The sequence below is a fragment of the Novosphingobium sp. ES2-1 genome (assembly GCF_015169775.1).
Classification (GTDB): Bacteria; Pseudomonadota; Alphaproteobacteria; order Sphingomonadales; family Sphingomonadaceae; genus Novosphingobium; species Novosphingobium subterraneum.
Genome location: NZ_CP063445.1, coordinates 1,776,937 through 1,795,421 on the forward strand (window position 1 = coordinate 1,776,937; position 18,485 = coordinate 1,795,421).

The 18,485-nt window shown below is 63.0% G+C and carries 19 protein-coding genes and 1 riboswitch; of the genes, 13 read left to right on the forward strand and 6 right to left on the reverse strand.

Features of this window, described 5'->3' with window-relative positions; genetic code table 11:
- The first annotated feature begins 161 nt into the window (after positions 1–161).
- The 3 genes from IM701_RS08640 (at position 162) to IM701_RS08650 (ending at position 1,785) form a co-directional block, all read left to right on the forward strand.
- Positions 162–467, forward strand: coding sequence for an alkylphosphonate utilization protein (locus IM701_RS08640; RefSeq protein ID WP_062346733.1), 306 nt, complete (start codon positions 162–164; stop codon positions 465–467).
- Between the two features lie 286 nt (positions 468–753).
- A complete protein-coding gene (locus IM701_RS08645; protein ID WP_039332377.1) occupies positions 754–1,044 on the forward strand; it encodes a hypothetical protein in 291 nt (96 codons plus the stop codon).
- 342 nt (positions 1,045–1,386) lie between these two features.
- Positions 1,387–1,785 carry a hypothetical protein gene (locus IM701_RS08650; RefSeq protein WP_193826686.1) on the forward strand — a complete coding sequence of 133 codons (399 nt, stop codon included), beginning with the start codon at positions 1,387–1,389 and terminating at the stop codon, positions 1,783–1,785.
- On the opposite strand, the gene IM701_RS08655 is transcribed toward IM701_RS08650, so the two are convergent.
- Together IM701_RS08655 and IM701_RS08660 are read right to left on the reverse strand one after the other, a co-directional pair.
- On the reverse strand, positions 1,768–2,196 hold the full coding sequence (locus IM701_RS08655; protein ID WP_193826687.1) for a DUF4440 domain-containing protein: 429 nt from the start codon (positions 2,194–2,196) through the stop codon (positions 1,768–1,770). The genes IM701_RS08650 and IM701_RS08655 overlap by 18 nt on opposite strands.
- Positions 2,197–2,266: 70 nt before the next feature.
- Entirely contained in the window at positions 2,267–2,473 is a 207-nt protein-coding gene (locus tag IM701_RS08660) for a cold-shock protein (RefSeq protein WP_039332064.1), read from the reverse strand.
- Positions 2,474–2,718: 245 nt separating this feature from the next.
- On the opposite strand from IM701_RS08660, the gene IM701_RS08665 reads away from it, so the two are divergent.
- Complete coding sequence (locus IM701_RS08665; protein ID WP_039332376.1) at positions 2,719–3,186, forward strand: YaiI/YqxD family protein; 468 nt, start codon at positions 2,719–2,721, stop codon at positions 3,184–3,186.
- Between the two features lie 66 nt (positions 3,187–3,252).
- On the forward strand, positions 3,253–3,387 hold the full coding sequence (locus IM701_RS22120; RefSeq protein ID WP_255355085.1) for a hypothetical protein: 135 nt from the start codon (positions 3,253–3,255) through the stop codon (positions 3,385–3,387).
- Between the two features lie 43 nt (positions 3,388–3,430).
- Here IM701_RS22120 and IM701_RS08670 read toward each other — a convergent pair whose 3' ends face one another.
- Complete coding sequence (locus IM701_RS08670) at positions 3,431–3,907, reverse strand: surface antigen (RefSeq protein ID WP_039332062.1); 477 nt, start codon at positions 3,905–3,907, stop codon at positions 3,431–3,433.
- On the opposite strand from IM701_RS08670, the gene IM701_RS08675 reads away from it, so the two are divergent.
- Complete coding sequence (locus IM701_RS08675) at positions 3,906–4,670, forward strand: DUF2726 domain-containing protein (RefSeq protein ID WP_193826688.1); 765 nt, start codon at positions 3,906–3,908, stop codon at positions 4,668–4,670. The two genes, IM701_RS08670 and IM701_RS08675, sit on opposite strands and share 2 nt — an antisense overlap.
- Positions 4,671–4,741: 71 nt before the next feature.
- On the opposite strand, the gene thiC is transcribed toward IM701_RS08675, so the two are convergent.
- Positions 4,742–6,625, reverse strand: a complete 1,884-nt coding sequence (gene thiC / locus IM701_RS08680; RefSeq protein WP_193826689.1) for a phosphomethylpyrimidine synthase ThiC — start codon at positions 6,623–6,625, stop codon at positions 4,742–4,744.
- A gap of 48 nt (positions 6,626–6,673) precedes the next feature.
- A riboswitch (TPP riboswitch) is annotated at positions 6,674–6,781 on the reverse strand.
- A gap of 142 nt (positions 6,782–6,923) precedes the next feature.
- Between thiC and IM701_RS08685 the strand changes: the two genes are divergently transcribed.
- The 3 genes from IM701_RS08685 to IM701_RS08695 all read left to right on the forward strand — a co-directional run bounded on the left by IM701_RS08685 (position 6,924) and on the right by IM701_RS08695 (position 11,807).
- Positions 6,924–9,014 carry a TonB-dependent siderophore receptor gene (locus tag IM701_RS08685; RefSeq protein WP_052242019.1) on the forward strand — a complete coding sequence of 697 codons (2,091 nt, stop codon included), beginning with the start codon at positions 6,924–6,926 and terminating at the stop codon, positions 9,012–9,014.
- On the forward strand, positions 9,014–10,297 hold the full coding sequence (locus IM701_RS08690; protein WP_193826690.1) for a PepSY domain-containing protein: 1,284 nt from the start codon (positions 9,014–9,016) through the stop codon (positions 10,295–10,297). The genes IM701_RS08685 and IM701_RS08690 overlap by 1 nt, the downstream gene beginning before the upstream one ends.
- A gap of 85 nt (positions 10,298–10,382) precedes the next feature.
- A complete protein-coding gene (locus IM701_RS08695; protein WP_230487628.1) occupies positions 10,383–11,807 on the forward strand; it encodes an NAD(P)/FAD-dependent oxidoreductase in 1,425 nt (474 codons plus the stop codon).
- A 34-nt stretch (positions 11,808–11,841) separates the two neighbouring features.
- Here the strand turns inward: IM701_RS08695 and IM701_RS08700 are convergent, their stop codons facing one another.
- Positions 11,842–13,362, reverse strand: a complete 1,521-nt coding sequence (locus tag IM701_RS08700) for an NAD(P)/FAD-dependent oxidoreductase (protein ID WP_193826691.1) — start codon at positions 13,360–13,362, stop codon at positions 11,842–11,844.
- Between the two features lie 141 nt (positions 13,363–13,503).
- Positions 13,504–14,097 carry a DUF2585 domain-containing protein gene (locus IM701_RS08705; RefSeq protein WP_193826692.1) on the reverse strand — a complete coding sequence of 198 codons (594 nt, stop codon included), beginning with the start codon at positions 14,095–14,097 and terminating at the stop codon, positions 13,504–13,506.
- 101 nt (positions 14,098–14,198) lie between these two features.
- Between IM701_RS08705 and crtY the strand changes: the two genes are divergently transcribed.
- Genes crtY through IM701_RS08725 form a run of 4 tightly spaced genes read left to right on the forward strand, consistent with a single transcriptional unit; the run spans position 14,199 to position 18,435 of the window.
- Positions 14,199–15,395 carry a lycopene beta-cyclase CrtY gene (gene crtY, locus IM701_RS08710; RefSeq protein ID WP_193826693.1) on the forward strand — a complete coding sequence of 399 codons (1,197 nt, stop codon included), beginning with the start codon at positions 14,199–14,201 and terminating at the stop codon, positions 15,393–15,395.
- Positions 15,392–16,870: a phytoene desaturase gene (locus IM701_RS08715; protein WP_193826694.1), complete on the forward strand. Its 1,479-nt coding sequence runs from the start codon at positions 15,392–15,394 to the stop codon at positions 16,868–16,870. The genes crtY and IM701_RS08715 overlap by 4 nt, the downstream gene beginning before the upstream one ends.
- Positions 16,871–16,884: 14 nt before the next feature.
- Positions 16,885–17,466, forward strand: coding sequence for a TIGR00730 family Rossman fold protein (locus tag IM701_RS08720; RefSeq protein ID WP_039332369.1), 582 nt, complete (start codon positions 16,885–16,887; stop codon positions 17,464–17,466).
- Positions 17,467–17,469: 3 nt separating this feature from the next.
- Entirely contained in the window at positions 17,470–18,435 is a 966-nt protein-coding gene (locus IM701_RS08725; RefSeq protein ID WP_062342006.1) for a phytoene/squalene synthase family protein, read from the forward strand.
- The last annotated feature ends 50 nt before the right edge of the window (positions 18,436–18,485 follow it).

Sequence of the window (18,485 nt, forward strand, 5' to 3'; positions counted from 1 at the left end):
GATCTTGACGGAAGGCAGCAGTCAACGTCTCGGTCGCTGCGTCAGCATCGCCAGGTCCCAGGCGAACGATTGTCCGATCCAAGCATATCCTCCCTCGAATGCCGCTTTTGCTGGCAAGCAGCGCCCCCGCGTGCCACGGGGATGCGCGAATGGAGGGAACGATGAGCGAAGATGAAGACTATGTCTACGACGAGGACAGCGGCGAATGGCTGCCAGCATCCGAACTCGCGGCAAAGCGCCAAGCCGCCAGCGCCGTTGAGGTTCGCGACGCCGTCGGCAACCTCCTGGCTGATGGTGACCAGGTTACCCTGATCAAGGATCTCGACGTCAAGGGCGCCGGGCAAACCTTGAAGCAGGGCACGCTGATCAAGTCGATCCGGCTGACGGGCGACCCGCAGGAGATCGACTGCAAGTATCCCGGCATCAAGGGATTGGTCCTGCGGGCCGAATTCGTTCGCAAACGCTGACCGGCCGAGGCGTGGGGTCGGCAAGTTGCCCCCCGCCAGCGCAGCTTTCGATTCGACGGCACCCCTGCGACGAATCGTTATGCATGCTTACGTATGAAGGGGCATGGCGCGGTTGGCGCAACCTCTGGCAAACGCCTGTTTTCGCGGCGAAAAGCACCGAGTTGCAAATCATGCAACTGACAGCACGGCAAATACAATTGCCGCACTGCACACGATTAGTATGCTGCAACGCAACAAGATAAGGGTGCTGAAGGCAATCTTTCCTTATCTTCCAGGAGATATTGCCATGATCAAGACTATCCTCGCTGCCGCTGCTGCCGTCCTCGTCGCCACCCCCGTGTTTGCTGCAGAACCGGAAACCGGCTCGTTCACGTACCAGGGCGTGAAGTACGATTACACCGCCGAACAGCAGGGCGACGTCAAGGTTCTCAAGGGCTCGGCCTATGCCGGCAAGGTTCCCTTCGAACTGAAGGTCACCAAGCGCACCGTCACCGGCCGCTTCAACGGTCGCCCGGTCACCTTCGACGTCAAGGACGTCAAGAAGATCTCCAGCAAGGCTGCTGCCAGCAACGATTGACTGCCCCGCAACACGGGACTGCCCAGAGGCTCGGCGCAAAGTCGCCAGCTTGCAAGCAGCGCCTCACCCGTGAGCAAGGCCAGCTTCGTGCTGCACCGCTGATCCCAGCAAAGGGCGCTTCCCGCAGGAGGCGCCCTTTCTGTTTTGAATCTGGTTGCCTTCCCAAGCACGCGCCGTCAGCACCAGCGCTGTGTTGCCAACGTCAGGACCGCGAGGATCGGTTGCTGGACTCGGCCCCGCCGGGGCTGATCCACTGTCAATTGACGGGCGAACCGGTCGCCCCGGAACCGCCGCAACGCTCCGGCATTCCTTCCCCAAGGGAGGGTTGCAGGAGCCAGGTTCGTGTTGTTCGATCGCTTTGCCACCGTCATGATCGCCATCGGCGCCGGCTTGGGCCTTGCCGCGACCAGCACGATACCGACGCGCATGCCCTCACCGGAGCGACCATACCCTGTTGCGCGACCGGACGCCTATCCCGAAATCACTGCCGTCACCTACGAGAGTTATCCGGTGGCTCCGGCACCTATTTTCCATCGCCCCATGCGTATTGCTTATTGGGAGCAGCCTTGGGAAGAGCCAGAGGACCTGCCTCCGGCAGAGGCGATTCCGGAATATGAGGATTACGAAATTGCGCCTGACCCCCAGGTCATCGAAGACGAAGAGGCGGATCTGCCGGCTCAGGCGGACCGGGAAATGCGACAGGAAGCTATCGTTATGAATATCTTACCAACCGCCTCGTGAAGGCATTGGCGGGCTCAGCCGAGCGTCAAGAAAAATTTCCGCGATCAAAACCCAGCCGTTACCGATCTTGCGCCACTTGGCGGCATAGGTCCCGGCGGCCGTCACTTCGCCGGATTCCTGAACAGTTGCGCTCCAGCGCCCGTGCTCCATGGCGATCGGTTCTACGGCTGAAGCGATCACGCTATCGGTGCTGCGCACGTAGACGGCTCGAGGAGCTTGCGCGAAATCTCGCTTCCAAGCCGCCAGTTGCGCCTTACGCCCAGAAATGACTGCACTGTCGCTGCCGGTGATCAGAACCACATCGGGCGAGAGAAGCGGCGCAATCGCGGCAAGATCCCCCTCCGCCAGCGCGCGGTTGAACGCGGCGCGGCGGAGGCGGACTTGCAGTTCGGCATCGGCAGGGTTGCTCATCGCGTTGCGATGACAGGGCTCAGCCAATTTGCAAAGCCCCGTTGCCTGTCGATGCCGAGGTTGGTTCCGATCAGGCCGAAACGAGGTTCACGGCCGAAGCCTTGCCGTTGCGGCCGGTCTCGACTTCGTAGCTTACGCGCTGGTCCTTATCGAGGCTGGCCATGCCGGCAGCCTGGACGGCCGAGATGTGCACGAAGCTGTCAGCGCCGCCGTTGTCGGGCTGAATGAAGCCGTAGCCCTTTTCGGTGTTGAAGAATTTTACGGTGCCTACTGGCATGGGATGTTCCTTCCAAGAACGAGTGTTGCCCGGAAGCGAAAGTGCCGCCGAGCCGTGCGTGGTTCGTCAATTGAAAGGAAATCGTCGTCGAAGGCCCCGCGAGAACCGAAGCGCCAGCGTGGTAGTCAATGCCGAAGTCCGTCGCAAAATTCGACGTCAGCGATGCTCTTGTAGCACCCCGCCCGCGCTTTGGCGAACTTAATCGGACAGTGGCCATCCCGCTCCGGCAAAGCTACTGGACGATCATGCCTGAAACGCCCACCGACGCCGTGCGCATCCTGGTCGATGGCGATGCATGCCCGGTCAAGGAAGAGATCTACAAGGTCGCCTTCCGCCGGAACGTGCCAGTAACCGTCGTCAGCAACTCACCCTTCCGCGTGCCAGTACATCCTCTTGTCCGCCGCGTGGTGGTCAGCGATGGCTTCGACGCCGCCGACGACTGGATTGCCGAAGCGGCAGGTTCCAAAGCCGTGGTCGTCACCGCCGATATACTCCTGGCAGACCGGTGCCTGAAAGCGGGCGCGGCAGTGATTTCTCCGGCTGGCAAACCCTTTACCACAAGCTCCATCGGCAGTCAGATCGCCACGCGCGCGATCATGGCCGATCTGCGCGCCGGTGGCGACGTGATCGGAGGCCCGGCGCCATTCTCCAAGGCGGATCGCTCGCGCTTTCTGTCTGCGCTGGACGAGACCTTGGCAAGACTGACGCGTTAAAGGTCGCTATTACAGGCCGATGCGTCTAGCGAGGCCTTCGGGCACGCGCCCGCATGGAGAACGATAATGGCGAAGAGCCAGAAAAAGTCGAACCGCGAGGTTCGCAAGCCCAAAGCCGAAAAGCCCAAGAAGCCCAACGCATCGAACCCGTCGATGAAACCCGGTGTGATCGCAGGGCTGGATAACATCAAGAATACCTGACGAACTGGTGGGCTCCCCATGGAGCCCACCGTTCATCCATCACTTACCTGCAGCGCACGTTGCTGCGATTGCGACTGTCGATTGCCGCACCGATCGCCGCGCCACCGATCGCGCCGATGATCGCGCCGAGCGGCTTGCTGTCACCTTCGGCGATGATCGCTCCTGCCGCCGCGCCACCAAGGCCGCCGACGATCAGTCCGGTCGAACCGTCCGAACGGCGGCAGTAATAGCGCCCGTCTCGCCCGCGATAGACCCGGTCATCGTAGGAAAGCTGGCGCTCGCGATAGCGGGCATTATCGCGATAATAGCGGTCGGCATAATAGCCGCCATAGCGCGGATCGGGATTGTTGTAATCATACCGGCCATACTGCTGGTAATACCCTCGATCGTAATAACCCCAATCGCCATAGCCATCCGCATAGCCGGGGCGGTCATAATACCCATTGTTCGTGCATGCTGCAGTCAAAGTCGTCGCAGCAGCCGCTGCCAGCACAATTGCCGCCTTGCGAGCTTTCGTCATGGCCTTCTCCAATGCTTCCCGAAGAGCGAACGTAATCGTCGCCCAGTTGCTCAGCCAATGGATGGTGAAGACGGCAGTTCCCCGGCCAGCATTAAGATTCCGATTACTGCCCCTGCCCTATCCCTCTGCCATGCCATCCGAAATCGTCAGTCTGATAGACAAGCCGCACCTACTTGCCCTCCTCCTCGCCATTGGCGCTGCTATCGGCATCGCGGTCGAACGCTTTGCCGAGGGTTTGGAGCGCGCCGAACGCCGGGCCTTCTGGCGGGGTCGAAAATCGGCTGAACGAAAATACCGTCCACACCAGGCCCCCACGCTCTCCCACAAGAGCCAGACAGAAGTTGCAGCAGAGCAACTCCGCCGAGTCATGGAGGCCGATTTCAAGAGCAGGCCGCCGTTGAACCAGTCGGAAAGGCGCTTACTCGCCGTGCTCGACAAGGCCTTGAGCGAAGAAAAGCCCACCTGGCGCGCAATGGGTCAGGTATCGCTTGGCGAAATCCTGTTGAGTGATGACAAGGATGCCTATTGGGCCATCAATTCCAAGCGCGTCGATTTGCTCATCGTCGACGACAGCTGCCGTCCTGTCCATGCAGTGGAATTTCAAGGCAGCGGTCATCACCTCGGGGCAGAAACTGCAGCAAGAGACGCCGTGAAGAAGGAAGCTCTGCGGCGGGCAGGCATTGGCTATGTCGAGGTCATGAGCAACCAGACGCCAGCACAGGTCAGACTGCTGCTGCAAGGTCTGCTGCGCCAGACCGCCTGAGCGTTCACGCATCTCGCGCCGATCCGGCTTGCCGCATCGGTGACGCAGCAAGCCGGATCGGCATTTGACGATCAATCGTGTTCGCGACCACCCGCGCCGATATAAAGCTCGCGCCCCATTTCGTCGTACTTGGCGCTCATCGCCTTCATGCCGGCTTCCGCCTCGGCTTCGTCAGCCGCGACAAACGTCTCGATCGGCTGGTTCTGCTTGGCGGCAAAATCGCGAACTTCCTGGCTGATCTTCATCGAGCAGAACTTCGGCCCGCACATCGAGCAGAAGTGCGCCGACTTGGCGCCTTCGGCTGGCAGCGTCTGGTCATGATACTGCTCGGCAGTATCGGGATCGAGCGACAGGTTGAACTGGTCGCGCCAGCGGAATTCGAAGCGCGCCTTGCTCAGTGCATCGTCGCGCACCTGCGCTGCCGGGTGGCCCTTGGCAAGGTCGGCCGCGTGGGCCGCCAGCTTGTAGGTGACCACGCCGACCTTGACGTCATCGCGATCCGGCAGGCCGAGGTGTTCCTTGGGCGTCACGTAGCAAAGCATCGCCGTGCCGTACCAGCCGATCTGCGCCGCGCCGATGCCGCTGGTGATGTGGTCGTAACCCGGCGCGATGTCGGTGACGAGCGGCCCGAGCGTGTAGAACGGCGCTTCGCCGCACGCTTCGAGCTGCTTGGTCATGTTCTCCTTGATCTTGTGCATCGGCACGTGGCCAGGGCCCTCGATCATCACCTGCACGTCCTGCGCCCAGGCGCGCTTGGTCAGCTCGCCCAAGGTGTAAAGCTCGGCGAACTGCGCCTCGTCGTTGGCGTCGTAGATCGATCCGGGGCGCAGGCCATCGCCAAGCGAATAGGCCACGTCATAGGCCTTCATGATCTCGGTGATTTCGTCGAAACGCTCGTAGAGGAACGATTCCTTGTGATGCGCCAGGCACCACTTGGCCATGATCGAACCACCACGGCTGACGATCCCGGTCATGCGCTTGGCGGCCAGCGGGATGTAGGGCAGGCGGACGCCCGCATGGATCGTGAAATAGTCGACGCCCTGCTCGGCCTGCTCGATCAGCGTATCGCGGAAGATCTCCCACGTCAGGTCCTCGGCCACGCCGCCGACCTTCTCCAGCGCCTGGTAGATCGGCACCGTGCCGATCGGCACCGGCGAGTTGCGCAGGATCCACTCGCGCGTGTCGTGGATGTTGCGCCCCGTCGAAAGATCCATCACGGTGTCGGCGCCCCAGCGGATCGACCAGACCATCTTGTCGACTTCGCTCGCAACGTCCGATGCCACCGCCGAATTGCCGATGTTCGCATTGATCTTGACGAGGAAGTTGCGCCCGATCGCCATCGGCTCGCTCTCGGGGTGGTTGATGTTGGAAGGAATGATGGCCCGCCCGCGCGCCACTTCATCACGCACGAACTCCGGTGTCACGTAGTCAGGGATCGAAGCGCCCCAGTCCTGCCCATCACGGATCAGCGCTTCCTTGGCCTGCTTGCGACCAAGGTTCTCGCGGACCGCCACGTATTCCATTTCCGGGGTGATGATGCCCTGGCGCGCATAGTGCATCTGGCTGACGTTCTGCCCCGCCTTGGCACGCAGCGGTCGCTTCACCACATTCGGGAAAGGCGGCACGCCCGCCGACCGGTCCGGCCCCTTCAGGCCGTTGTCCTCAGGCTTCACTGCCCGGCCATCGTACTCTTCGACGTCGCCGCGGCCGACGATCCAGTCGCGCCGCAGCTTGGGCAGGCCCGCCGCAATGTCGATCATGACGTTGGTGTCAGTATAAGGGCCGGACGTGTCGTAGACGCGCACCGGCGGTTCGCCGCTCGAAGGCTCCAGCGAAATCTCGCGCATCGCCACGGTCAGCCCCGGAAAGCGCGCGCTTTCCACATGGATCTTGCGGCTGCCGCGGATCGGCCCAGTGGTAACGCCGATTTCCAGCTTGGAGTTGATGTCGGCCATGCAAGCGCTCCTCTCGTCAGGCATCGGGAGCGCGGGTGCCATGGCTCTGACCTCTGGCACTGCCCTTCCCTCCGCCCGTGCTAACGGGTTCAGGTTCGACGGGTCGGGCTGCGTGACCAGCCCCTCTCAGCCACACTGGCTCCCCGGGGTATGGCCGCACTTCTAATGCGGTCTGCCGACACTGGCAACCAGCCAATCCATGAGGGTTCACACATCTTTAATGCGAATGATTCTTACTTGCATTGACTCTTGCGAATGAATCGCACTAAGGCCCGCCCATCACAGACGGGAGCCTAACGTGTCGCATCGCTTGCATTTCCTTTCAGCTACGTCCCTTGCCGCCCTCGTCCTTGGCGGACATCCGGCATATGCCGATGAAGCTGAGGACACCGAAAACCGCATCACCGTGATCGGAGACCGGGCTGAGGGCGTTGCCAGCGGCGCAACCGGCCTCCCTCTGGCCATCATCGACACGCCGCAATCGGTAACCGTCGTCGATCGCACCCTGCTCGATGACTTTGCCTTCGACGAGGTCAACGACGTCCTGCGCTACGTCACCGGCGTGAACGTCGAGGAGGCCGAGACGGACCGCACCTACTACAACGCCCGCGGCTTCGACATCACCGAAGCCATGGTGGACGGGATCCAGTTGCCGAACATCTGGGGGCCTGCGATTGGGTCGCTCGATACCGTGATGTGGGATTCAATCGAGGTCGTGCGAGGCGCCAATGGCCTGCTGTCGGGCGTCGGCAATCCTTCTGGCACGATCAATTACCGCCGTCGCCATTACACCGGCCAGCGCCGCGTCACCGGCGAACTGACTGCCGCCTCGTGGAACCGGGTACGCGGCGAAGTCGATATCGAAATGCCGCTGACGTCGGATGGCAACTGGGGCGTCCGCCTTGTCGGTGCAGCGCAGAATGCGGACTCCTACTTGCGGGACTACCGCTCGAACCGCACGGCATTGCAGGCGGTGGTCGATGGCCGCATTGCCGATAACCTGGCGCTGTCCTTCGGCTACGCCCGCCAGCAGGGCACCTCGCGCGGCGTGCTGTGGGGCGCGCTGCCGTTGCTTGACAGCGAGGGCAACCAGCTCGACTGGGACTTCTCCACGTCGACCACGCAGGACTGGACCTACTGGAAAAGCAAGGACCAGACCGCGTTCGGAGAAGCCACATGGGCTTTCGCTCCTGGCTGGAGCGTCAAAACCCATCTCTCGCGCCGCATCAACGACGAACCCTCGCGGCTGTTCTACGTCTATGGCACGCCCGATGCCGAAACGGGCCTCGGCCTGTTCGGCTACCCCGGCGGCTACCTTTCCACCGCACGCGGCTGGATCTGGGACAATCGCCTCGATGGCACCTTCAAGCTCTTCGGCCGCGACCACAAGCTGACCCTCGGTGTCCAGCGCACCGCAGCGAAGTTCGGCTACCTCACCTACCCCGTCCCCGGCACCGACCCGGCCTGGGGTGCCCTCCCCGCCCTGCAATCAGGCTGGGACGGTACGGAAGTCCCATTCCCGGCCTTTGGCGATGCCGTAGAAAGCGCGCGCATCTCGGACAAGCAATGGCGGGTCCGTGCCGCCACCGATCTCGAGCTGACCGACCGCCTCAGCCTGATCCTTGGCGCCAACTACATTGACGTGCAGACCACCGGCTTCACTTTCGGCGTCAGCGCCGCCCGCAGCGAGAGCGCGGTCAGCCCGTTCGTCGGCGCGACTTTCAGGATCCTGCCGGGCATCAACCTCTACGGCAGCTACAGCGACATCTTCAATCCGCAGAAGGAACTCGGCACAAACCTCAAGCCCGTAGGCTCGGCCAAGGGCAAGAGCTGGGAAGCCGGCCTCAAGGGCGAGACCGCCGACAAGGCCCTGTTCGGCTCGCTCGCCCTGTTCCGCTCCGAACAGTCGAACCTTGCCGAAGCCGCAGGATATGACGTCACTCTCGGCCAGACGCTCTACAACGGCATCTTCGTGCGCAGCCAGGGCGTCGAGGCGGAAGTCGGCGGCCGCATTGCTCCCGGCCTGACCGTGCAGGGCGGCGTCACCCACCTGTCTCTCGAAGGGCGCAACGGCGATCCCGTCCGCACCTATGTTCCGCGCACCACTGCCAACCTGCTGCTTCGCTGGGAGCCGGTCGAGAAGGTCCAACTTGGCGCGGCGATGCGCTGGCAGGATTCGGTGTTCATCACGAACAGCGTAGGCACGATCCGCCAGGACGATTACGCCACCCTGCAGCTCCAGGCCGGCTACAAGCTCAATGACAACGTGAGCTTCAACCTCAACGTCGCCAATGTCACCAATCACAAGCATCTCGCCAGCCTCTATTGGGATCAATCCTTCCTTTCGCCGCCGCGCAGCGTCACCGGTTCTGTCAGGATGACCTTCTGATGGCCACCACCGCCCAACAGTCTGTCCCATCGCCCCGGCGCCTCGCGCTGCCGGGGCGCGCATTCTGGGTCATGGTCCATCGCTGGGCAGGCCTCACCCTTGCACTGTTCCTTGCCGTGGCGGGCCTTACCGGTTCTCTCTTGCCATGGATCGAGGAACTCGAAGCCGCCACCGCGCCCGAACTGCACAATTCAAGCTGGACCGGCACGCCCGATCCCCTGCGCGTGCGCGAAGAGGTGCTGGCGCGCTACCCCGGTGCCGCGCTCGATTTCCTGCCGCTCTCGGTGGAACCGGGCAAGGCGCTGCGCCTCCACCTCCACTGGCTCGATCCGAAGACCGGGCTCGAGCGTGAACACGGGCCGGGCGTGCCCGAATGGGACGACCTGTTCCTCAATCCCGTCACCGGCGAGGAGCAAGGCCGCCGCGAATGGGGCAACATTGCCCAAGGGCAGAAGAACCTGATGCCCTTCCTCTATCGCCTGCACTACAGCCTTGCCCTCGATACATTCGGGACCCTGATCTTCGGGATTGCCGCGCTTGTCTGGACGGTAGACTGTTTCGTCGGCTTCTACCTCACGCTGCCGCCCAAGGCTCCGAAGCCTGCGCGCACATCCTTCCTCGATCGCTGGCGCCCGAGCTGGCGCATCCGCTGGAAGTCCACACCCTACAAGCTCAACTTCGACCTCCACCGCGCCGGCGGCCTGTGGCTATGGCCGCTTCTGCTGGTTTTTGCTTGGTCGAGCGTGTCCTTCAACCTGCCGCAGGTCCATGTGCCCGTGATGCAGGCTCTGGGCGCGCAAGATCCGCGGCTGATCTTGGAGGAAAGCGCCCTGGCTGTTCCTCGGAACAACCCCGTCCTCGATTTCCGCGCCGCAACCGAGCGCGCCAGGCAACTCGCTGAACAGGAGTCCATGAAGCAAGGACTTGTGCCGCTCGAAGAGGGCGAAAGCTGGCTATGGCACGTGCCAACCAGCGGCATGTACGTCTACGGCTTTACCACCGCGGCAGATATCGGCCATCACGGCGGCGGCACAGGTATCGCTTTCGACAGCAACACCGGCGAGATGAAGGCTGTCTACTGGCCCAGCGGCGTCAACGGCACCAATACGTTCAGCAACTGGCTCACGGCGCTGCACATGGCGCAGGTCTTTGGCCTGCCCTACCGGATCTTCGTCAGCATGCTGGGTCTGCTCGTCACCATGCTGTCCGTCACCGGAGTGGTCATCTGGCTGAAAAAGCGCTCGGCGCGTGCGGGTCGTTCCCTCCGCGTCCGCAATACTTGACCGATCACCCGGCCGGCTGGACTTAATCACGCGATTAAGGATATTCCTGCTCCAGGCCCGCAAGCCCGGACGATGGAGCAGGATCATGGCCATGACCGAATTGGTGTCATCACCGCAAATCGCGCCTGTCGCCGCGCCCGAAGCGCCTGGTCCGCTCCCGCGCGTATGCATCATCGGCGCAGGCTGCTCGGGTTTCACTACCGCCAAACGCCTGCAGGATCGTGGCATCCCCTTCGTCGTTTACGAAGCGTCCGACGACATTGGCGGGAACTGGTACTTCAACAATCCCAACGGCATGTCGGCCTGCTACCAGAGCCTGCACATCGACACGTCGAAATGGCGGCTGGCGTTCGAAGATTATCCCGTCCCCACAGAATGGCCGGATTACCCCCATCATGCCCAGCTTCTGCAGTATTTCCACGATTACGTTGATCACTTCGGCCTGCGCCCGCACATCCAGTTCAACACGCGGGTAGAGAGTGCGACGCGACGAGCCGAAGGCGGTTGGAATATCTCCCTTTCCACGGGTGAGACCGAGCGCTTCGATGCACTTGTCGTGGCCAACGGCCATCACTGGGCTGCGCGCATCCCCGATTATCCAGGCCACTTCTCCGGTCCCCAGATCCACAGCCATGCCTATCGCAGTCCGTTCGATCCGGTCGATTGCGTCGGCAGGCGCGTACTCGTTGTCGGAATGGGCAACAGCGCCATGGATATTGCTTCGGAGCTGTCGCAGCGCCCGATCGCCTCGCGGCTGTTCGTTTCCACCCGGCGCGGGGTCTGGGTCCTGCCAAAATACTACCGCGGCCAGCCGCTCGACAAGAATCCCGCCCCATCATGGATGCCCAAGCGGCTGCGCAACTGGCTGGCCACGCGCATGATAAAGAAGCTGGTCGGCCGGATGAGCCAGTACGGCCTGCCCGAACCCGATATCGGTCCGTTCGAGAGCCACGGCACCGTCTCGGGCGAATTCCTGCTCCGCGCCGGCTCGGGCGACATCATCATGAAGCCTGGCATCGAGCGGCTCGACGGCGATGGCGTCGCCTTCAGCGACGGAACCCGCGAGCAGGTGGACGTGATCATCTGGGCCACCGGCTATGACATTCGCTTTCCGTTCTTCGACGATCCCGCATTCACCGCCGATGCAGACAATCGCCCGCCCCCCTTGTTCAAGCGCATCATGAAGCCCGAAGTACCAGATCTGTTCTATGTCGGCCTCGCCCAGCCCCTGCCGACCCTGGTCAATTTCGCCGAACAGCAGTCGAAGCTCGTCGCCGCCTACCTTGCAGGTGACTATGCCCCGCCATCACCAGCCGAAATGCATCGCATCATCGCGGCCGACGAAGCCTACCATACCGGCCAGTACTATGCCGCACGGCGCCATACGATCCAGTTGGACTTCGACGCCTATGTTCGCGCCTTGAACAAGGAACTCGCCGCGGGCGCAAGGCGAGCCCGGGCCGAGGGCAACCGTCGGCCGATCCCCGCCCGATCCTCTCCACCTGTCTGATCAAAGCGCGATCGTCTTGTCCAACCGTGCGCGGCTACTCGGCCGCCTCCGCAAGGGGCGCATCCCGCCGTACCCCGTCGTAGATGAACTCCTGCCCATCCAGGTCGATGGACGGAAAGGCCTCACGCTCCAGCCAGTAGTTCTGGTTGTGCCGCCAGACATCGTTTGACCCGCGCCTTGGCAGCTTGTCCATGTCGCGCATCAGATAGCCGGGATTGAAATTGTCTTCCTCGATCCACGGCAAGATCTCCATGCCCGCATCCTCGTCGCGAAAGGCGACTTCCACCTTCTTCGCACCGCGCTCTGTCATATGGTTCAGCAGGTGGCAGACAAAGTCGGCCATCATGTCGACGCGCAAGGTCCAGCTCGCCCGGAAATAGCCGAAGACCCAAGCCATGTTGGGCACGCCGGTGAACATCATGCCACGGTAGGTCACCGTCTTGCCCCAATCCACGGCCTGGCCATCCACCTCGAAAGGAATATCGCCCAGCACTTTCAGCCGGAAGCCGGTGCAGGCCATGATGATGTCTGCTTCCAGCAATTCGCCACTGCTGGTCAGGACCCCCGTCTCGGTGAACCGGTCGATCGTGTCGGTCACTACCGTCGCATTGCCCGCCACGACCTGCTGGAACAGATCACCGTCAGGCAACTGGGCCAGCCGCTGCTGCCAAACGCGATAGCGCGGGGCGAAGTGCGGCTCGAACTGGAAATCCTCGCCCACGTACCCGCGGATCAGGGCACGCAGGTCCTCGGCCATGGCTTCGGGCTCTTCGCGACTGCGACGGTCCATTTCATGGAAGTTGTAGATGTAGTCCTGCCGCACAACGCGATGGATCGTCGGTTCATCGATCCCGATCGTGCGCAACCGCTCGGCCAGTTCGCTCACGTTAGGCGCAGCATAGAACCAGGTTGGCGAGCGCTGGAGCATCGTGACCTTGGCTCCCAGATCGCACAGCGCCGGGACCACTGTGGCCGCCGTGGCGCCCGATCCGATCACGAGAACCCGCTTGCCCGAAACGTCAGTCGCCGGGTCCCACAGCTGGGCGTGGACGAACAGACCCTTGAAGTCGGAAACGCCCTGCCACTCCTTCGGGATGTAGGGCACCTGGTGGTCATAGTAGCCCTGGCACATCCACAAAAAATTGGCCGTGAACGCGGCCGTGTTTCCGTCCTTGGTCCGTGCTTCCAGCGTCCACCGGTTGCTGGCACTATCCCACTTTGCACTGGTAATCGTGTGGCCATAGCGGATGTGCCGGTCGATCCCGCCTTCCTCGATCACCTCGCCCATGTAGTCGAGAATTGCCTGCGCGCTGGCAATTGGCGCGCCGACCCAGGGCTTGAAGCGATAGCCGAAGGTGTACAGGTCGGAATCCGATCGCACGCCGGGATACTTGTGCGTCTCCCACGTGCCGCCGAACGTGTCCTTGGCTTCGATAATCGCATAAGTCCTGCCCGGGCACTGCTCCTGCAGATGCCAGGCAGAGCCTATGCCGGAAATGCCCGCGCCGACGATCAATACGTCGAAGTCGCCGCCCGATGCTGCGTGCTCGCTCATCATGCCTCTCCATGGTCTGACGCCATTGCGGCCGTTTTCGGCTCACTGCAGAAAGTGACATTGATCGTCGTCAACATGCAACCGGCTGCGCATGAGGATGAAGCGTTCGGTCAAGAAAATGAAACGCTCGAGGACTTTCCGTCAGCCGCCTGCCTGCCACTGCCGCACCACTTCGACCGGCCAAACGAGCATCAGCACGTTGAGCGTCAGGTTGTCGCGGATCATGGCCAGCGTGAACAGCTCGAATGCCACGCCCACCAGTATCGTCACGGTCGCCGGCGCGCGACTGGCAAAGACGAAGCCCAGCGCCATGAACGCCATGTCGCAGAAGGAGTTGAGCACGCTGTCGCCCGAGTAGCCCCACGAAATCGTTACGGCACGATAGCGATCGATGATAATCGGGGAATTCTCGAGGATCTCCCACGAACCCTCCACCAACACCGCCAGCGCCAACGCCCACTGCGGCGAAATCGCCTTGAAACCGGCCCTCCGCCACAGCAAATGCGCCGCGCCGTAGAACAGGAAGCCATGGATGACGTGGCTGAAACTGTACCAGTCGGAGATCTGCTGGCTGTTCTCGGCCGATTCCACCACACCCTGCCACAGCCGGATCGTTCCGCAGGGGCAGATCGGCGGCCTCGCCATGCCAAGCAGGATAATCACGATCCCCAGCGCGACACCTGCGGCCGCAATCCACCCCGCCCTGCCGGGCCGCAATGAAACCTTGCTTGCCATTTGCCGCTACTCCCCCGTTCCATGCCCTTTCTGACGGGTGAAGCTGACAGCGACAAGCCCATGGTTGCACCGGCAACCGCATCCCCCTAAGCGCTATGGTCATGAGCGTGCGACACTGCGACATCGCGATCCTCGGCGGAGGGCTGGCTGGCGGCCTCGTCGCCCTGGCCCTGCGCCAGGCCCGCCCCGAACTCGACCTCGTCCTTGTCGAACAGGGCGAAACGATCGGCGGCAACCACGTCTGGTCGTTTTTCGGCACTGACGTGAACAAGGCCGGGCGCGAACTGCTCGATGGCATGGTCGTTGCGGCCTGGCCCGAATACACCGTCCGCTTCCCGCGCTACGAACGCCGGTTGAAGACCAGCTACTACTCGATCAGCTCCCACCGCTTCGACAAGGTCGTCCGCCAGCGCCTCGGTGAGGCATCGATCATGACCGGCGTCCGCGCCCTCGCCTGCAGCGCCACCAACGCCACCCTGTCCGACGGCACCCGGCTCGAGGCAAAGGGCGTGATCGACGCTCGCGGCCTGCGTAACGTAACAGACCTCACCGGCGGCTGGCAGAAGTTCGTCGGCCGTCGCTTTCGCCTCTCGGCCCCCCACGGCCTCGAAGCGCCGATCGTCAAGGACGCCACGGTCGAGCAAATCGACGGCTACCGCTTCGTCTATTCGCTCCCCTTCACCGCAGACGAAATCTTCGTCGAGGACACCTACTACTCCGACGGCCCCGCCCTCGATGCCGACGCCATTCGCGCCCGCATCGACGCTTACGTTGCCGCCAAGGGCTGGCATGTCGCCGAAGTGCTGGAAGAGGAGCAGGGCGTGCTGCCTGTTGTCGCCGGTGGCAATTTCGACGCCTTCTGGCGCGCCAGCGGCGGCCCTGTCGCCCGCGCCGGAGTCCGCGCCGGGCTGTTCCAGGCCGTCACCAGCTATTCGCTGCCCGATGCCGTGAAGTACGCCTTGGCCCTCGCCCGCCAGCAGGACCTGTCTGGCGAAGCTCTCGCCCAGTTCAGCGAATACTGGGCGCGCGAACACTGGGCCCAGTCCGCCTACCTGCGCCAGCTCTCCGCGCTGCTCTTTGCAGGCGCCGAGCCTGACAAGCGCTACCGCGTACTCGAACGCTTCTACAGCCTGCGCCACGGGCTGATCGAGCGCTTCTACGCCGGCAAGACCACCGTCTTCGACAAGGCCCGCATCCTCGCGGGCAAGCCGCCGCTGCCGATCACCCGCGCCTTGGGCGTGCTCACCGGCCTCGGCGCGCGGCCCAAGCCTCTTACCCTTGCAGGAACCCCACGATGAAGCGCGCTTGCGTAATCGGCTCCGGCTTCGGGGGCCTCGCCCTCGCCATTCGCCTCCAGTCCGGCGGCATCCAGACGACCGTGATCGAAGCGCGCGACAAGCCCGGCGGCCGCGCCTACCACTGGGAGAAGGACGGCTTCACCTTCGACGCCGGCCCCACCGTCGTCACCGATCCTGCCTGCCTGCAAGAACTCTGGGCCCTGAAGGGCCACCGCATGGCCGATGACGTCGAGCTCATGCCGGTGATGCCGTTCTATCGCCTCAACTGGCCCGACGGCACCAACTTCGATTACTCGAACGACGAGACCCACCTCCGCGCCGAGATCGCCAAGCTCAATCCGGCCGACGTCGCCGGATACGACGAGTTCCTGCAATACTCCGCAGGCGTGTTCGAGGAAGGTTACGTGAAACTGGGCTCGATCCCGTTCCTTGATTTTGCGTCCATGCTCAAGGCCGCGCCCGCGCTTGCCCGCTATCAGGCCTGGCGCTCGGTCTATTCGATGGTGTCGTCCTACGTAAAGGACGAACGCCTGCGCGAGGCGTTCAGCTTCCACACCCTGCTCGTCGGCGGCAACCCGATGAACACGAGTTCGATCTATGCCCTGATCCACAAGCTGGAGAAGGACGGCGGCGTGTGGTGGGCCAAGGGCGGCACCAACAAGCTGATCCAAGGCATGCTCACCCACTTCCAGCGCCTTGGCGGCGAAGTGCGCATGAGCGATCCGGTCACCCACATCGAGACGCTGGGCACGCGAGTCACTGGCGTCACCACGAAGAGCGGCTGGTCGGCAAAGTTCGATGCCGTCGCCTCCAACGGCGACATCGTCCATTCCTACCGCGATCTGATGCCTGACAATCCACATGCACAACGTCGCGCAAAGGCTTTGACCAAAAAGAAATTCTCGCCAAGCTTGTTCGTAGTTCACTTCGGTGTCGAAGGGACCTGGCCCGGCATTCCTCACCACATGATCCTGTTCGGCCCGCGCTACAAGGGCCTGCTTGACGACATCTACAAGCACGGCGTCCTGCCTGAGGATTTCTCGATCTACCTCCACCACCCGACCGTGACCGACCCCTCTGTCGCGCCTGAAGGGATGAGCACCTTCTACGCGCTCGTTCCCGTGGCCAACATGGGCAAGCTTCCGGTCGATTGGGACGAGATCGGCCCGATCCTCGAAAAGCGCATCCTCGATGAAGTTGGCCGCCGCCTCATCCCGGACATCCATTCGCGTATCGTAACGAAGTTTCACTACGCGCCGTCGGACTTCAAGACCGACCTGTCCGCCCATCTTGGCAGCGCGTTCAGTCTCGAACCGCTGCTCACGCAAAGCGCATGGTTCCGCGCTCACAACCGTGACGATGCCATTTCCAACATGTATCTGGTTGGCGCGGGAACCCATCCGGGCGCCGGGATTCCCGGAGTGGTGGGCTCGGCCAAGGCCACCGCGAAACTGATGCTGGAGGATCTTGCTTGACCGGCCGCACTTCGATCAAACGTCTCGCCGTCTATTGCGGCTCTGCCTCACCTGCCGACACTCGTTACGTAACACTCGCCCGCCAGATCGGCGCCGAACTCGCCCGGCGCGGCATCGGCGTCGTCTATGGGGGCGGCAAGCTCGGCCTGATGGGCGCAGTGGCTTACGGCGCGCTTGATGCCGGCGGCGAAGTGATCGGCGTGATCCCGGAAGCTCTCGTCGGCGGCGAAGTCGCCAATCACGACTGTACAGAACTGCACGTCGTCCCCGGCATGCATGAACGCAAGAAGGCCTTCACCGACCTGTCGGACGGCTTTCTCACCATTCCCGGCGGCGTCGGCACGATGGATGAGCTGTGGGAAGCGGTCAGCTGGGCGCAGCTGGGCTACCACGCAAAGCCGGTCGGCCTGCTCAACGCCTATGGCTTCTACGACCACCTGCTCGCCTTCAACCGCCACATGATCGAAGTCGGCTTCATCCGCGAAGCCCACGCCGGAATCATCATCGCAGAGCCTGACCTCGATATCCTGCTGGCCCGCATGGAAGCCCACGTTCCGCACAGGCCGATCTTCGCGATGAAGGCCGAAGACCTCTGAGTGATGCAGGATCGCAAGTCTCTCGTTAGTAACGCCCGCAAGTCGATCCTGAAGGGCTCGAAAAGCTTCGCTGCCGCCAGTCACCTGTTCGATCGCGAGACGCGCGAGCGCGTCTGGCTGCTCTACGCCTGGTGTCGTCGCTGCGACGATATCGTCGATGCGCAGGACCATGGCGGCGCACTCGGCCTTCAGGAAGGCGCAGCCGAGCGTCTTGCGCTGGTTCGCGAGAAGACCGCGCTCGCCTTCGCCGGCCGCGAAACCGGCGATCCTGCTTTCGACGCCCTCGGCCTGGTCGCCCGGGAAACCGGCCTGACGATCGAGATGGCTCGCGCCGTGATCGATGGCTTTGCACTCGATGCCGCCGAATGGCAGCCTCACAGCGAGGCCGACCTGATGCGCTACTGCTGGCATGTTGCCGGGGCAGTCGGCGTGATGATGGCCGTGGTCATGGGCGTCTCGCCGGATGACGAAGACACGCTCGACCGCGCCTGCGATCTCGGCCTTGCCTTCCAGCTAGCCAACATCGCCCGCGACATCGAGGAGGATGACGCCGCCGACCGCTGCTACATCCCGCTAGACTGGCTTTCCGAGCTCGATATCCCGCCCGGCGAACAGATGAAGCCGCACTACCGCCCCGCGCTCACCCGGCTCGTCGCGCGGATGTGCGAGACGGCGGAAATTCACGAATGCTCGGCGCGTATTGGCGCCGCCCGCCTCAAGGGCCGCCAGCGCTGGGCCATCCTCGCCGCCGCCGGCATCTACGGCGAGATTGCCCGGGAAGTCGCCAAACGCGGCGACCATGCCTGGGACCATCGCACTGTCGTTACTAACGCTCGCAAGCTCGGCTTCATCGGCAAGGCCGCTTGGTCCGCGCTCCGCCCCGTCCCGCGCTCCTGCATCGCCCGCGCCAGCCAGCGCCGCTTCAGCCGCGCTGATCTGATCGCGCTGGCGGCGCGCCATCCGGCCTAGCCGCACCGTTTCCACGCGCGTCGTTCCAGAGGCTTTTTCCGCGCTGCTGA

Excerpts from the sequence above, each read along its gene's own strand:
- IM701_RS08675 (WP_193826688.1), top strand. The coding sequence starts at position 3,906 with ATGGCCTTCTCCAATGCTTCCCGAAGAGCGAACGTAATCGTCGCCCAG.
- thiC (WP_193826689.1), bottom strand. The coding sequence starts at position 6,625 with ATGGCCGACATCAACTCCAAGCTGGAAATCGGCGTTACCACTGGGCCG.
- IM701_RS08640 (WP_062346733.1), top strand. The coding sequence starts at position 162 with ATGAGCGAAGATGAAGACTATGTCTACGACGAGGACAGCGGCGAATGG.
- IM701_RS08695 (WP_230487628.1), top strand. The coding sequence starts at position 10,383 with ATGGCCATGACCGAATTGGTGTCATCACCGCAAATCGCGCCTGTCGCC.
- IM701_RS08700 (WP_193826691.1), bottom strand. The coding sequence starts at position 13,362 with ATGAGCGAGCACGCAGCATCGGGCGGCGACTTCGACGTATTGATCGTC.
- IM701_RS08705 (WP_193826692.1), bottom strand. The coding sequence starts at position 14,097 with ATGGCAAGCAAGGTTTCATTGCGGCCCGGCAGGGCGGGGTGGATTGCG.
- IM701_RS08715 (WP_193826694.1), top strand. The coding sequence starts at position 15,392 with ATGAAGCGCGCTTGCGTAATCGGCTCCGGCTTCGGGGGCCTCGCCCTC.
- IM701_RS08645 (WP_039332377.1), top strand. The coding sequence starts at position 754 with ATGATCAAGACTATCCTCGCTGCCGCTGCTGCCGTCCTCGTCGCCACC.
- IM701_RS22120 (WP_255355085.1), top strand. The coding sequence starts at position 3,253 with ATGGCGAAGAGCCAGAAAAAGTCGAACCGCGAGGTTCGCAAGCCCAAA.
- IM701_RS08660 (WP_039332064.1), bottom strand. The coding sequence starts at position 2,473 with ATGCCAGTAGGCACCGTAAAATTCTTCAACACCGAAAAGGGCTACGGC.
- crtY (WP_193826693.1), top strand. The coding sequence starts at position 14,199 with ATGAGCGTGCGACACTGCGACATCGCGATCCTCGGCGGAGGGCTGGCT.
- IM701_RS08690 (WP_193826690.1), top strand. The coding sequence starts at position 9,014 with ATGGCCACCACCGCCCAACAGTCTGTCCCATCGCCCCGGCGCCTCGCG.
- IM701_RS08725 (WP_062342006.1), top strand. The coding sequence starts at position 17,470 with ATGCAGGATCGCAAGTCTCTCGTTAGTAACGCCCGCAAGTCGATCCTG.
- IM701_RS08665 (WP_039332376.1), top strand. The coding sequence starts at position 2,719 with ATGCCTGAAACGCCCACCGACGCCGTGCGCATCCTGGTCGATGGCGAT.
- IM701_RS08670 (WP_039332062.1), bottom strand. The coding sequence starts at position 3,907 with ATGACGAAAGCTCGCAAGGCGGCAATTGTGCTGGCAGCGGCTGCTGCG.
- IM701_RS08655 (WP_193826687.1), bottom strand. The coding sequence starts at position 2,196 with ATGAGCAACCCTGCCGATGCCGAACTGCAAGTCCGCCTCCGCCGCGCC.